This is a genomic window from Thioalkalivibrio sp. ALJ3, assembly GCF_000377205.1.
GTDB lineage: Bacteria > Pseudomonadota > Gammaproteobacteria > Ectothiorhodospirales > Ectothiorhodospiraceae > Thioalkalivibrio.
On the sequence record NZ_KB897905.1, the window covers coordinates 562,249 to 575,852 of the forward strand.

The window sequence follows — 13,604 nt, forward strand, 5'->3', positions numbered from 1 at the left end:
GCATGGATGTCTCTCCCCTGCTCGATTCCCTGAACCCGGCCCAGCGCGAGGCCGTGGCCGCCCCGCCGCAACCGCTGCTGGTGCTGGCCGGTGCCGGCTCCGGCAAGACCCGCGTGCTGGTACACCGCATCGCCTGGCTGATCGGCGTGGAGGGCGTGGCTCCGCACAGCCTGCTGGCGGTCACCTTCACCAACAAGGCGGCGGCCGAGATGCGGGGGCGCATTGAGGCGCTGCTGGGACACCCGGCGACTGGACTGTGGGTCGGCACGTTCCACGGGCTGGCCCACCGCCTGCTGCGCCAGCACTGGCAGGATGCCCGGCTGCCGCAGGGCTTCCAGATCCTCGACTCCGACGACCAGTTGCGCATGGTCAAGCGCGTGCTGCGCGGCCTGGAGCTGGACGAGGCGCGCTGGCCACCGAAACAGGCGCAGTGGTACATCAATGCGCGCAAGGACGAGGGCTCGCGCCCGGAACACCTGCCGGATACCGGCGACCCGGTCGCGCGCCAGTGGGTGCGTATCTACACCACCTACCAGCAGGCCTGCGAGCGCGCCGGGGTGGTGGACTTCGCCGAGCTGATGCTGCGCTCGCTGGAGCTGCTGCGCGACAACAAGGCCCTGCTGGAGCACTACCGCACGCGCTTTCGCCATGTGCTGGTTGACGAGTTCCAGGACACCAACGACATCCAGTACGCCTGGCTGCGCCTGCTGGCCGGCGACAGCCCGGTATTCGCGGTCGGCGACGACGACCAGTCCATCTACGGCTGGCGCGGCGCGAAGATCGAGAACATCCAGCACTTCCAGCAGGACTACCCGGGCACCCAGGTCGTGCGTCTGGAGCAGAACTACCGCTCCAGCGCCAACATCCTGAACGCCGCCAACGCGCTGATCCGCCACAACTCAGGCCGCCTGGGCAAGGAGCTGTGGACCGAGGACAAGGAAGGTGCCCCGGTGCGCCTGTACACCGCGCTGAACGAGCAGGAAGAGGCGCGCTTCGTCGCCGAGACCATCGCCCGCCATGTGGACCAGGGCGGGCTGTACCGCGAGTGCGCGGTCCTGTATCGCTCCAATGCCCAGTCGCGCGTGCTGGAGGAGACCTTCATCGCGCGGCGCATGCCCTATCGCGTCTACGGCGGCCTGCGCTTCTTCGAGCGCCAGGAGATCCGCGACGCCCTGGCCTACCTGCGCCTGGCCGGAAATGGCGATGACGATGCCGCCTTCCTGCGCGTGGTCAACCAGCCGCCGCGCGGGATTGGCGAAAAGACCCTGGAGGGCCTGCGTCAGGCAGCCCAGGCGGCGGACACCAGCCTGCTCCAGGCGGCCGCCCATGCGGTCGACTCCGACGCCATGCCCGGGCGCGCGCGCAACGCGGTCGCCAGCTTCGTACAGCTGATCCACACCCTGCAGCAGGAGCTGCCGCGCCAGCCGCTCGCCGATCAGGTGGAACAGGCGATCGAGCGCGCACAGCTGCGCGAGCACTACAAGAAGGAGAAGGGCGAGCGCGGCGAGGCGCGCCTGGAGAACCTGGACGAACTGGTGGGTGCGGCGCGGGCCTTCGACATGGAATCCACCGCCGAGAGCGAGGAAGGCGAAGGCAACCGCCTGACCGAGTTCCTTGCCCACGCGGCGCTGGAGGCCGGCGAGGGCGCGGCCGACCCGCACGAGGATGCGGTGCAGATGATGACCCTGCACTCCGCCAAGGGCCTGGAGTTCCCGCTGGTCTTCCTGACCGGCATGGAGGAGGGCCTGTTCCCCAACGCGCGCTCGCTGGAGGAGCCGGGACGGCTGGAGGAGGAGCGCCGCCTGGCCTACGTCGGCATGACCCGCGCGGAGCAGGAGCTGTACCTGATCCATGCCGAAACCCGGCGCCTCTATGGCCGCGAGTCCTACAACGTCGCCTCGCGCTTCATCCACGAGATCCCGGAGGACGCGCTGGAGGTGCTGCGCCCGCAGGCCTCGCCGTATGGCGCAGGGCGCTTCGCAGCCAGCCGCCAGCGCAGCGCGGGCTGTGGATCACTGGATACCGCGGATGCCTCCGCCCGCGACAATGGTCTGTCCATCGGGGCCCGCGTGCACCATGCAAAGTTCGGCGAAGGCCTGGTTACCCAGTTCGAGGGTTCCGGCAACTCGGCACGAGTGCAGGTGAACTTCGCCCACGCCGGATCCAAGTGGCTGGTACTCGGCTTCGCCAAGCTCGAGGTCCTGGGCCAGCACTAAAAAGCCCCGCCGAGGCGGGGCTTCGGGTTACGGACTGCAGGACCGATCACTCGATCTTGATGTAGGCGAATCCCTTCTCGTTCTGCAACTCGGCGATGCGTACCACACCCGAGGGCACAAACTCGACGTGGTCGTAAACCTCATCCTGGTCCAGACCGATCTGCGAACGGGTGATCTCGCACAACTCCAGCTTGACGCCATGGGTGCTGGCCAAGCTCATCAGGCGACCGCGCAGGGTATCGCGTTCTTCCTTGAGCTCCTCGTCAGCTTCGAAAGGTGTATCGGCGAGGTCGTCGTCAGTCAGGAAACGGATGCCGTGCGCGACGAACACGATGCGCACGTCCACATCCATGAACTCGTTCTGATAGTGCGTCATCATGTTGTTGATGCTCGTCAGCATCGCGGAAAAACGCCGGGGGTCAGCGAAATCGGCGTGATACACCACCTTGGCCTCGGGCTCCATGGCCTCGGCGCGGGGCGTGAACGCCAGCGCGGCGAACAGCAGGCCCGTCAGCATCAGGGCCATCGCAAAACCGGGCAGGCGTGCCATTCGAACGGCGCGGGAGAGCGGAAACATCGTAGTTCTCCTTGTAGGGTGGTCTTGTCTTATACAGTAGACGTCGCGACCGGGCCACGCCATCCATAACGGGCTCGCCCCAAGGTTGACGCGAACCTGGGCCAGCGGTATGCTCTGCCGCCTTTTCCAGAACCTAGCGCATCAACGCGAGGGAAGTACTTTGGCGAATATTGCTTCTGCCCGTAAGCGGGCCCGTCAGGCGGTCAAGAATCGCGCTCACAACATGGCGCTGCGCTCCCGTTTCCGCACGGCCATGAAGGCTGTGCTGAAACCGTTGCAGCAGGGCGATGCCCAGGCGGCCAGCGAGGCCTACAAAAAGGCCGTGCCGGTCATCGACGCGACCGTGAGCAAGGGGCTGATCCACCGGAACAAGGCGGCCCGCCACAAGAGCCGTCTGAACGCCCGCATCCGCGACCTGGCCCAGGGCTAACGGCCCCGGCCGTTCGGGGCCCTGCTCCGAACCGGATCGCCCGCAAAGCCGCGCCCGGATCATGTCCGGGCGCGGCTTTTTGCGTGGACACTCCAGGGCGTAGCCATACGGGCACGTATTATTCGATCAGTACGCGGGCACGCCCCTCGCCTCGCGGATCGGAGGCGGCCTCCAGCCGTCCCTCGCCGCGATTCCACAGGATCGCCTGCATGTCACCGAACGGCCGCACCTGCGGCACCAGGCGGTGACCACGCGCCACCAATTGTCCACGCGTGTCCATATCGAACACGCTCGTCTCGTGTTCCACGCGGTCCGGCAGGTACTGGTGATGGTAACGCGGCTGTTCGACGATTGCCTCCGCGTCCAGGCCTTCCACCACACCCAGGATACCGTGCAGCACCATGGTGATGATGCGGCTCCCGCCCGGGGTTCCCAGGATCGCCACCCGATCGTCGGTCTCGACAAAGGTCGGGCTCATGCTCGACAGGGGCCGCCGATACGGGGCAATCGCGTTGGCCTCAAACCCGATCAGGCCGTAGGCATTGGGCACGCCCGGCTTGGCCGAGAAGTCGTCCATCTCGTTGTTCAGCAGGACCCCGGTACCGGGCACCACATAGCCGGAACCGAACGGGTAGTTCAGCGTCAACGTGGCGGCCACGCGGTTGCCGTCGGCATCGATCACGGAGAAATGAGTCGTTTCCGGGCTCTCGGTGGCCTGCGCCGGATCCGGAACATCCGCCTGCGGGTCCACCGATAGCGGCAGGTAGCGACTGGGCGTGGCTTCGTCCGGGTGGATGGTCGCACGCAACCCGGCCGCGTAGTCGCGCGACAATAGCCGCTCCAGCGGCATGTCGACATGATCCGGATCACCCAGGTACTCGGCACGATCACGGTAGGCGCGGCGCATCGCCTCGATGGTCAGGTGCGCACGCAGATCCGGGGCCAGCTCTTCGAGGTCGTAGAACGACAGGATGTTGAGGATCTGCCCCAGGGCGACGCCGCCCGAGGACGGCGGCGATGCGGTGGTAATTCGCGCGCCGCGATACTCGATGTGGATCGGGTCGCGCTCGACGACCTTGTAGCCCGCAAGATCCTTCAGCGTCCAGATACCGCCCGCCTCGCGCACGCCTTCCACCAGGCGCTCGGCCAGGGCCCCGGTGTAGAAGCCGTCGCGGCCCTCTTCGGCCAGGCGGCGCAGGGTATCGGCCAGGTCCGGCTGCACCAGGCGCATGCCCGCGTCCGGCACGTCGCCATTATCGAGGAAGATCTGCGCGGCATCAGCGCCATCCCGTAGCGCCTGGTGGCGGAAACTCGCCATCTGGTTGTAGCGGCCGCCCACCTCGACACCATCTTCTGCCAGGCGGATCGCCGGCTCTAGCGTATCGCCAAGCGGCAGGCTGCCGTAGTGGCGGGACAGGTGATCGATACCCGCTGGCATACCGGGGATGCCAGCCGCGAGCACCCCATCGAGCGACAGCCCCTCGACCACCTCGCCATCATCGTCCAGGTACATGTCGCGATGCGCCTCGCCCGGGGCCGTCTCGCGGGCATCCAGCATTACGCTGCGGTCATTTTCCGCGTCGTAAAGCAAAAAGAACCCACCGCCGCCAAGGCCGGAACCGTAGGGCTCGGCCACGCCCAGGGCAGCCGTCACGGCGACGGCGGCATCGAACGCGTTGCCCCCTGCGGCGAGGATGCGCTCGCCCGCCGCGGTGGCCTCCGAATGGGCGGAGGCCACCGCTCCCTGGCCGGGCCCCTCGGCCTGAACGGGCGCCGCCAGCAGGGCGGCAACCAGGGCGACGGGGAGCAGGCGCCCAAGCATCGTTACGCGCCCATCAGCTTCTCGTACTTCGCCTGCAGCTGCTCGCGCGTCTCCCGACGGTCAGGATCCAGCGGGATGCAATCGACCGGGCAGACATCCTGGCACTGCGGTTCGTCGTAATGCCCGACGCACTCGGTGCAGCGCTCCGGGTCGATCTCGTAGATCTCGTCACCGGGATAGATGGCCTCGTTCGGGCACTCGGGCTCGCAGACATCGCAGTTGATGCATTCATCGGTGATCATCAGGGCCATGGGCTTTTCCTCGCATCCAGTCGCGGGCCCAGCCTAGCGGGCCTCGCCGTTTTGTTCGGCCAGCATACGCGCCACGCCGGGGCTTACGAATTTTGAGACGTCTCCGCCCAGACGGGCGATTTCCCGTACCAGACTGGAGGAGACGAAGCTGTATTCCTCCGCCGGGGTCAGGAACAGCGTTTCGACCTCGGGAGCCAGCTGGCGGTTCATTGCTGCCAGCTGAAATTCATGTTCGAAATCCGATACCGCGCGCAGGCCGCGCAGGATCACGTTCGCCCCCTGGGCGTGGACAAACCGAGCCAGCAGGACGTTGAAACCCTGGACCTCGACCCCTTCGATTCCCTTCACCGCCTCCTCGGCCAGCGCGACCCGGGTTTCCAGTGGAAAGGCCGGTCCCTTGTTCGGATTGGCGGCCACCGCGATCACCACGCGATCAAACAGGCGCGCGGCACGGCGCACGATATCGGTGTGCCCGTGGGTAATCGGGTCGAAGGTGCCGGGATAAATCGCGGTGACTTGGGGCATGCCAACAGCCAGCAGAGAACAAGTCCCGTATTAGACCGCAAGGGGTGGGGGCACACCAAACACCCCCACACGGGCATGTTCGGAAAACGCCGGGCCAGGCTTTACACTGCCCCGTCTCGTCCACCGCCGCCTGAGGCTACCGATGACCGATGACTACCGCCCGCCGCTCGCCGATTACTGGGACCAGCTCGAGGCCCGCTACGGGGGCGGGTTCAACTTCCACCAGATCTCGCGCGAGGAACTCGCCCAGCTGATCGAGCACCTGCGCCACGCCGTGAAGGAAGACCCGCAGGTCACGGACGTCGAGAAACAGAACCTGGGGCTGGTCCTCAAGCACGCCGAACAGACTCTGGAAAAGCGCAAGGCCTGACGGGCTTCCCGCTACTCCTGCGGCGCGCGTGCTTCCAGCGCCGCGGGGCAGGACGGCAGGGCGCGACACTGATCGCCGTCGTCAGGCGCCCCGGCCGCAGCCCCCAGGGTCGGGGCATAGCTCCCGGGTCCCGCCAGCTTGCCCGCGCAACTGGCGGCCTCGCGGGCCTGCTCGCCACACTGGCGGGCAATCAGCACATGGGCCAGGTTGTTCCAGCCCTCGTGCCGTTGCGGATCACGGTCGATCAACTGACGCAATGCGTCCTCCGCCGTCGGAAGATCGCCCTGGGCGAAGGCCACGTTCGCGAGTCCGACATAGCCAATCGGGTGCTCCGGCCAGCGTTCCATCGCAGTCTGATAGCCAGTGGCGGCGGGGCCCAGACGTCCCACCTGCTCCAGCTCGTTCACCGCCCGCAGCCAGCGCAGCGGTTCGGCCGTGGCCGGCAACTGGTCCGGTTCGATCACCAGAAAGGCCCAGCGATCACCACGGGCCCAAGTACGCTCGAAGCGGGAAAACGAATTCACATGGCGCTCGATGGGTCCGCTGCGCAGGTACACCTCGCGCTCTTCCAGGTCGTAGCCCATCACCACGGCAAAATGCCATTCGGGGAACATCGCCACCCCGAGGTTCTGGAACACCACCACCGGGTTACCCTGCGCCACTTCGCGCAGTATCGCCTCCAGCTGCGGCTCCACGCGGTAGGCCACCAGGTCACGGGCACGGGCCGCCGCGCGCATCTCCGCCTGCAGGCTGCCCTCGCGGGCCGGGATATAGACCTCGTCGATCAACTCTTCCAGCGAGGCATCGATCCCACGGGCCCCCAGCACCGTGGCCAAGGCTGCCGGACCGCACTGGTAATCCTCCTGCGGGAAGAATGGGGTGTCTTCCAGCTCGACGCGGGTGGGCAGGTCGTCCGGGGTTTCACTGGATAGTTGGGCGCTTTGCGGCGCAGTGGCGCAGCCACTGAGCCAGAGCGCGGCGAACAGGCCGCAAACGAGCGCGGCGAGCCCGGGGGCTCGCCGCCAGAACAAAGGCATCATCAGGTGTCTAGCGTTCGCGGGCAGGGCCCACAAACGCAAAGATATCGGTCACACCGACCGCATCCAGGATCACCAGCACGATGAACACGATCGCGACCACACCCACTACACCGGCGGCGCCGGCCGGATCGGTCTCCATGCGGGCCTCAAGCTGGGCCAGCTCGTCCGGCGTCAGGCGGGCTACACGCTCCTGGGCACGGTCGGGGTCCACCCCCATCTCGACCAGCTTTTCGCGAACAGCCTGATCATCCAGCTGCTTGAGCAGTTGAGCGCGGGTGTCATCAGCGCTCGTCTGCTGGATCATGGATCCAGTATCCACCATCCCTACGCCGGCGAAAGCTGGGGTCGCGGGCAACAAGGCCAGCGCCATCGCAACCAGGAAAGCGGCAGGGGCGGACAACCAACGGCGATGCGGTGCGTGGGACATGGTCGAACTCCTTTTTCGATTGAACAGGCCCGACAATCCGCCGGGAAAGCTATTTCAGTGTACCCGCCGGCTCGGATGCGCCAAGCCCTGAATCGCTCATTTTTTTAATACCCGTCACGCAATTGAGCGCCATGCCGGACACTCGGACCGCGACACGCGGATGCAATCAGGTCTCCTCGGCCGGGTCAACCTTCTCGATCTCGTACTCCAGCACCTCGACCGAGCGGGCCCAGGCACCGCCACAGACGCTGTCGTCGCGCGTGCGCTCGCGCATGTCGCCGGGAGCAATCGTGCCAAAGCGACGCACCGTCGTACGAACGTCGTCATCGAGTTCGCCCGGGCAGGTGTAGGCCGTCTTGGTCACGGTCACATCGACGTAATCATCGCTCTCGTTCACCACGCGCCATTCACCACGCACGTTGTCGCAGCCATGGTCGCGCAGGCGGTATTCGACCTTGATATTGTCAGGTGAACCGTCGGCCGGCAGCCAGTAGGCGCCCTGCGCCGCCACGGTACCGGGCGCGGCGAACGCGAGGCTCATCAAGGCTGCGGCTGAAAAGCCCACCAATGTCCGGTTCAAAATCTGGCTTGTCATGATGTCCTCCACAATCTCTGGACCTTGGCTGGCCCTCTTGCGTGGCCTTTATCACACATTAGACGCCGGAATTACGCCGTATATGCCGTTTCCGGGCGCCACAAAGGGTTTTTCCTCACCGGAAAAACCCGTACGTTGACACATGATCGCACCTTCGCCTGAAACTCGGATGAATGAAATCGTCCTGGATTCGACTCTGACCTGCCCCGAGTGCGGGCACGAGAAGACAGAAACGATGCCTGTCGACGCCTGCCAGTGGTTCTACGAGTGCACGGGCTGCGGCGTTTTGCTGCGCCCGCTTCCAGGCAATTGCTGCGTGTTCTGTTCCTTTGGAACCGTGCCCTGCCCGCCCCTTCAGCAGAAAGGCCCGGGCGGCTGCTGTACACCCGCGAGACCTTCGGGCCGATGACCTGGGTGCCTACTCCGTCTTGACCTCGAACGGGGGGCAGCGTTTTGGCAGCAACTCACCACGAATGCGTGGATAGCAGGGGAGGCCGCGCTCGAATGGCGGCGCGTCCTCGCCCTGGATCAACGGCCGCAGATAGTCCCGCGCGGCCTGGGTAATGCCGTAGCCATCCGGGGTGATGTAGTTGCGTGGCATGCCCTGTTCGATATCGGCCACGGTCTCCAGCGAGGTGAATCCGATACTCCAGCGGTACGGCTTGCTGGAGTCACGCCGGATGATCGGCATGAAGGCATCCTCCCCCGCTACCACACCTTCCACCGCCGCCCGACCACAGGCATAGGCCTGCTCCACATCCACCTTCGACGCAATATGGCGCGCGGCTCGCTGGATGTAGTCCACCACGGCCCAGTGCAGCTTGTGGCCCGTCTTGTCGCGGATCAGTTCGGCCAGGCGCGGAGCGGCGCCCCCAAGCTGGGTGTAGGCATAGACATCGTGGTTCTGCGCCACCGAGAACAGGCCCCCGTCGGGATTCTTGAGCCCCTCAGAGACCACCACCACGCAGTAGCCGTGGCGCTCGATGGTGCGGTTCAGGTGTTCGAGGAAATCCTCCTGGTCGAACGGGATCTCGGCGAACAGAATCAGCATCGGCGGCTGGCCGTCGAACTCCTGCGCCAGCGCCGCTGCGGCCGCCAGCCAGCCGGCATGGCGCCCCATCACCTCCATCACGAACACCTTGGTGGAACTGGTATGCATGGATTCGACGTCCAGGCTGGCCTCGCGTACCGCCGTGGCGATGAACTTGGCGGCGGAGCCAAACCCCGGGCTGGAATCAGTGACGGCCAAATCGTTGTCGATCGTCTTCGGCACGCCGATGGCCTTGATCGGAAAGCCCATGCGTTCACCCATCTTCGCGATCTTCAGCGCCGTATCCATGGAGCCGCCACCGCCGTTGTAGAAGAAGGTGCCGATGTCGTGGGCGCGAAAGACCTCGACCAGACGCTCGTACTGCTCCGGGTCCTTGTCCGGGTCGCCCAGGTCAAAGCGGCAGGAGCCAAACGCCCCACCCGGTGTATGGCGCAGGGCCGCCAGGGTCAGCGGGTCTTCATGATCGAGGTCGATGATCTCTTCGCGCAGGACACCCAGGATGCCGTCGCGCGCCGCATAGACCTTGCCGAAATGGGCGGGATGGGCGCGCACCGCCTCGATAACTCCCCAGGCGCTGGCGTTGATGACGGCGGTGACCCCGCCCGACTGGGCATACAGCGCGTTCTGCGGCATATAAATCCTCCATTTTTGTTGGGGGTCCCGGATGGCGAGCAAACGCAGTGCCAGGGCCGTCGCTCCGCCATCAGTGCTACAGATCGGCCACAAAGGGTGCTTTTGCTACACTATGCCGCCTTTGACACCCGGCGCGCCGGGGCCGTTCGCCCCGCGATGGGGCTGGTGTGCCCCATTTCGCGCTGTGTCGCCCGATTCACAACAGCATCAGGATTGCATCATGCATATCGGCACCACTCTGACCAACTGCATCATCGAAACCCAGCGCGGCATCCAGGGCGCAACCGGCGAATTCACCGGTCTGCTGAACGACATCTCCGTGGCGTGCAAGAAGATCTCCAACCTCGTCGACAAGGGCGATCTGGTTGGCGTGCTTGGCTCCGCCGGCTCCGAGAACGTGCAGGGCGAGACGCAGAAGAAACTCGACATCATCACCAACGAGGTGTTTATCGAGAGCCTGAGCCACAACGGCCATGCGGCCGGCCTGGCTTCCGAGGAGATGGACGAGATCTGCGAGATGCCGGCCGGTGAGCCGCGTGGTCATTACCTCGTGCTGTTCGATCCGCTGGACGGCTCCTCCAACATCGATGTGAACGTCTCCGTCGGCACGATTTTCTCGATCCTGAAGGCCCCCGAGGGCGTGACCGACCCCAAGACCGAGGACTTCCTGCAGCCGGGCACCAAGCAGGTCGCCGCCGGCTACTGCCTGTACGGCCCATCCACCATGATGGTGATGGCCACCGGCCAGGGCGTGAAGATGTTCACCCTGGACAAGGACTTTGGCGAGTTCCTGCTGACCAAGGACAGTGTGAAAATCCCCGAGGACACCCAGGAGTTCGCGATCAACATGTCCAACAGCCGCTTCTGGGAGGCGCCGATCAAGCGCTACATCGACGAGTGCCTGGCCGGCAAGGAAGGCCCGCGCGGCAAGGACTTCAACATGCGCTGGGTCGCCTCCATGGTCGCCGAGGTGCACCGTATCCTGTGCCGTGGCGGGGTGTTCATGTACCCGATGGACACGAAGATGCAGGCCAAGGGCACGACCGGCAAGCTGCGCCTGATGTACGAGGCCAACCCGATGAGCTTCATCGTCGAACAGGCCGGCGGCGCCGCCACCACCGGCCGCGAGCGCATCATGGACATCAGCCCCGAAGGCATCCACCAGCGTGTGCCGGTGGTCCTGGGCGCGAAGAACGAAGTGGAGCGCATCACCGGCTACCACAACGAGGGCTGATCCCCACGCCCTTTGTAGCGCAAGCCCGGCCCCGCAAGGCGCCGGGCTTTTTCGTGCCCGAAAGCCTGTTCTTGTAACACCCGTAACGTTACTGCTATATCTGTAACATGGAACCATCGGATACCGACTGGCAACTGCTCATCCTCGCCTTTCAGAGCGGGCAGGACTCGACCCGGGTCAGGCTCTGGCGGGCGCTGAAGGCGCTGGGCGCCGCCACGCTGCGCGACGGGGTCTACCTCCTGCCCAATCGCTCCGATCTGCGCGATGCCCTGCTGGAGCTGGCGGAATCCGCCCGGGCGGCAGGCAACCAGGCCTACCACCTGCCGGTCGCCGCCAGCGCCCAGGAACAGGTGCATTACCGCAGCCTGTTCGACCGCGAGGCCGAGTACCGCGCGCTGCAGACCAGCGCCGAGACCCTCCTGGGCCAGCTGCCCGGGCTGGGCGAGGCCGAACTGCTCAAGCGCCTGCGCCAGATCCACCGCGAGGCGGACCAGCTGCGCCGCACCGACTACTTCCCGGGCCCCGGACGCGACCCATTGGAGGTCCAGTTGTCCCGGCTCGAGTCCGCGGCCCAGTCGATGCTCTCGCCGGACGAACCTTCGCCCGCACCGGATTCCGGAATCCCGCGGCTGGACTTGGCGGACTACCGGGGCCGGCTGTGGGCTACGCGCGCGGCCATGTGGGTGGACCGGGTCGCCAGTGCCTGGCTGATCCGCGAATTCATCGACCCGGAAGCCCGCTTCGTCTGGCTTTCCACCCCGGCCGATTGCCCGGCCGAGGCCCTGGGGTTCGACTTCGACGGGGCCGCCTTCACCCACGTCGGCGACCGCGTCACCTTCGAGGTACTGCTGGCTGCCTTCGGCCTGGAGCAAGACAGCGGCCTCGCCGGCCTGGCCGAGATGGTGCACTTCCTGGATGTCGGCGGCCGCCCCATCCCCGAAGCGCCGGGCTTCGAGAGCATCCTGACCGGAGCCAAACAGCAGTGCGCGGACGACGATGCCCTGCTGGCCCGGGTGACCCCGGTGCTGCACGACCTCCGCCAGGCCTATGAACAACAATCCGGAGGGGCCTCCAGATGACGGATCCCGAGCAGGCGACAACACAACGACCCGACCCGCCCACTCGAGGCGAGGCCTTTCGTTACTGGCTGAAACTCGGCTTCATCAGCTTCGGTGGCGCCGCCGGGCAGATCGGCATGATGCATGACGAGCTGGTGGAACGGCGTCGCTGGGTCTCCGAGAAACGCTTTCTGCATGCGCTGAACTACACCATGGTGCTGCCAGGACCCGAGGCCCAGCAGCTGGCGACCTATCTCGGCTGGCTGCTGCACGGCACCTTCGGCGGACTGATGGCCGGGCTGCTGTTCATCCTGCCGTCGCTGTTTCTGATGAGCGGTCTTTCCTGGGCGTATCTGGTCTTTGGCGACGTTCCCACGGTGGAGGCCGTGTTCTACGGCATCAAGCCGGCGGTGGTCGCGATCATCGTCTATGCCGGCTGGCGCATCGGCGGGCGGGTACTCAACAACGGCCTGCTGTGGCTGATGGCCATCGCGGCCTTTCTGGCGATATTTGCGCTCAACATCCCGTTCCCGTACATCATCATCACTGCGGGTATCCTCGGCTGGCTGGGCAGCCGCGTCTGGCCGGAGCGCTTCCAGAGCGGCGAATCGCACGGCACCGGCAGTGCCGAGTCCCATGGCCCGGCAGTAGTGGACGACGACACGCCACCCGCCCCCTGGATGCAGTTCCGCTGGGCACGGGTGATCCGCTTTCTGGTGGTTGGCCTGGGCCTGTGGGCCGTTGTGTTCGGGACCCTGCTCGCCGTGTTCGGCTGGGATGCCACGCTGACCCGCATGGGGCAATTCTTCACCCAGACCGCACTGGTCACCTTTGGCGGGGCTTATGCGGTACTGCCCTACGTGTACCAGGGCGGGGTCGAGACCTATGGCTGGCTCAGTCCGACGCAGATGATCGACGGCCTGGCCCTGGGCGAATCCACACCCGGCCCGCTGATCATGGTCGTCACCTTTGTCGGCTTCATCGGTGGCTGGACGCAGGCCTTTCTGGGGCCGGACCAGATCGTGCTGGCCGCCCTGCTGGGTGCGCTGGTCGCGACCTTCTTTACCTTCCTGCCTTCGTTTCTGTTCATCCTGGTCGGCGCACCGCTGGTCGAGCGCACCCGCGGGGACCTGCACTTTACGGGGCCGCTGACCGGCATCACCGCCGCCGTCGTCGGCGTGATCACGAACCTGGCTGTGTTCTTCACCTGGCACGTGCTGTGGCCAGACGGATTCGAAGGTGCATTCGAATGGTTCTCGGCACTGATGGTCATTGCCGCCTTCATCGCCCTGGCCCGTTTCCGGGTCGGGATCATCCCGCTGATCGCTGTCTGTGCCGCCCTCGGTGCGGGCTATCAGCTTCTGCTCTAGGAGTA

General features: G+C 65.8%; 15 protein-coding genes. 7 read left to right on the top strand and 8 right to left on the bottom strand.

The window, feature by feature from the left end:
* The first annotated feature begins 2 nt into the window (after positions 1–2).
* Positions 3–2,216: a DNA helicase II gene (gene uvrD / locus C935_RS0102705; protein WP_026278604.1), complete on the top strand. Its 2,214-nt coding sequence runs from the start codon at positions 3–5 to the stop codon at positions 2,214–2,216.
* A gap of 46 nt (positions 2,217–2,262) precedes the next feature.
* On the opposite strand, the gene C935_RS0102710 is transcribed toward uvrD, so the two are convergent.
* Complete coding sequence (locus C935_RS0102710; RefSeq protein WP_018860975.1) at positions 2,263–2,793, bottom strand: DsrE family protein; 531 nt, start codon at positions 2,791–2,793, stop codon at positions 2,263–2,265.
* Positions 2,794–2,953: 160 nt separating this feature from the next.
* On the opposite strand from C935_RS0102710, the gene rpsT reads away from it, so the two are divergent.
* Positions 2,954–3,223: a 30S ribosomal protein S20 gene (gene rpsT / locus C935_RS0102715; RefSeq protein ID WP_012981510.1), complete on the top strand. Its 270-nt coding sequence runs from the start codon at positions 2,954–2,956 to the stop codon at positions 3,221–3,223.
* A gap of 118 nt (positions 3,224–3,341) precedes the next feature.
* On the opposite strand, the gene ggt is transcribed toward rpsT, so the two are convergent.
* Genes ggt through coaD form a run of 3 tightly spaced genes read right to left on the bottom strand, consistent with a single transcriptional unit; the run spans position 3,342 to position 5,821 of the window.
* On the bottom strand, positions 3,342–5,045 hold the full coding sequence (ggt, locus tag C935_RS0102720) for a gamma-glutamyltransferase (protein ID WP_018860976.1): 1,704 nt from the start codon (positions 5,043–5,045) through the stop codon (positions 3,342–3,344).
* 2 nt (positions 5,046–5,047) lie between these two features.
* Positions 5,048–5,296 (bottom strand): YfhL family 4Fe-4S dicluster ferredoxin, encoded by a 249-nt coding sequence (locus C935_RS0102725; protein ID WP_018860977.1) that lies wholly within the window; start codon positions 5,294–5,296, stop codon positions 5,048–5,050.
* 33 nt (positions 5,297–5,329) lie between these two features.
* The gene (gene coaD, locus C935_RS0102730; RefSeq protein WP_018860978.1) at positions 5,330–5,821 is read right to left on the bottom strand and encodes a pantetheine-phosphate adenylyltransferase; all 492 of its coding nucleotides are present in this window, start codon (positions 5,819–5,821) and stop codon (positions 5,330–5,332) included.
* A 142-nt stretch (positions 5,822–5,963) separates the two neighbouring features.
* On the opposite strand from coaD, the gene C935_RS0102735 reads away from it, so the two are divergent.
* Positions 5,964–6,191, top strand: a complete 228-nt coding sequence (locus tag C935_RS0102735) for a hypothetical protein (RefSeq protein ID WP_018860979.1) — start codon at positions 5,964–5,966, stop codon at positions 6,189–6,191.
* 11 nt (positions 6,192–6,202) lie between these two features.
* On the opposite strand, the gene C935_RS0102740 is transcribed toward C935_RS0102735, so the two are convergent.
* From C935_RS0102740 to C935_RS0102750, 3 genes are all read right to left on the bottom strand, one after another.
* Positions 6,203–7,231 (bottom strand): PA2778 family cysteine peptidase, encoded by a 1,029-nt coding sequence (locus C935_RS0102740; RefSeq protein WP_018860980.1) that lies wholly within the window; start codon positions 7,229–7,231, stop codon positions 6,203–6,205.
* Positions 7,232–7,238: 7 nt separating this feature from the next.
* Positions 7,239–7,658, bottom strand: coding sequence for a PA2779 family protein (locus tag C935_RS0102745; protein WP_018860981.1), 420 nt, complete (start codon positions 7,656–7,658; stop codon positions 7,239–7,241).
* A 166-nt stretch (positions 7,659–7,824) separates the two neighbouring features.
* Positions 7,825–8,265 carry a hypothetical protein gene (locus C935_RS0102750; protein ID WP_026278605.1) on the bottom strand — a complete coding sequence of 147 codons (441 nt, stop codon included), beginning with the start codon at positions 8,263–8,265 and terminating at the stop codon, positions 7,825–7,827.
* A gap of 157 nt (positions 8,266–8,422) precedes the next feature.
* Between C935_RS0102750 and C935_RS12920 the strand changes: the two genes are divergently transcribed.
* Positions 8,423–8,662 (top strand): GDCCVxC domain-containing (seleno)protein, encoded by a 240-nt coding sequence (locus C935_RS12920; RefSeq protein ID WP_081616571.1) that lies wholly within the window; start codon positions 8,423–8,425, stop codon positions 8,660–8,662.
* Positions 8,663–8,671: 9 nt separating this feature from the next.
* Here C935_RS12920 and C935_RS0102755 read toward each other — a convergent pair whose 3' ends face one another.
* Entirely contained in the window at positions 8,672–9,937 is a 1,266-nt protein-coding gene (locus tag C935_RS0102755; protein ID WP_018860983.1) for a 6-phosphofructokinase, read from the bottom strand.
* Between the two features lie 220 nt (positions 9,938–10,157).
* Between C935_RS0102755 and C935_RS0102760 the strand changes: the two genes are divergently transcribed.
* The 3 genes from C935_RS0102760 (at position 10,158) to chrA (ending at position 13,599) form a co-directional block, all read left to right on the top strand.
* On the top strand, positions 10,158–11,171 hold the full coding sequence (locus C935_RS0102760; RefSeq protein WP_018860984.1) for a class 1 fructose-bisphosphatase: 1,014 nt from the start codon (positions 10,158–10,160) through the stop codon (positions 11,169–11,171).
* A gap of 107 nt (positions 11,172–11,278) precedes the next feature.
* The gene (locus C935_RS0102765) at positions 11,279–12,250 is read left to right on the top strand and encodes a chromate resistance protein ChrB domain-containing protein (RefSeq protein ID WP_018860985.1); all 972 of its coding nucleotides are present in this window, start codon (positions 11,279–11,281) and stop codon (positions 12,248–12,250) included.
* The gene (gene chrA, locus C935_RS0102770) at positions 12,247–13,599 is read left to right on the top strand and encodes a chromate efflux transporter (protein ID WP_018860986.1); all 1,353 of its coding nucleotides are present in this window, start codon (positions 12,247–12,249) and stop codon (positions 13,597–13,599) included. The genes C935_RS0102765 and chrA overlap by 4 nt, the downstream gene beginning before the upstream one ends.
* The last annotated feature ends 5 nt before the right edge of the window (positions 13,600–13,604 follow it).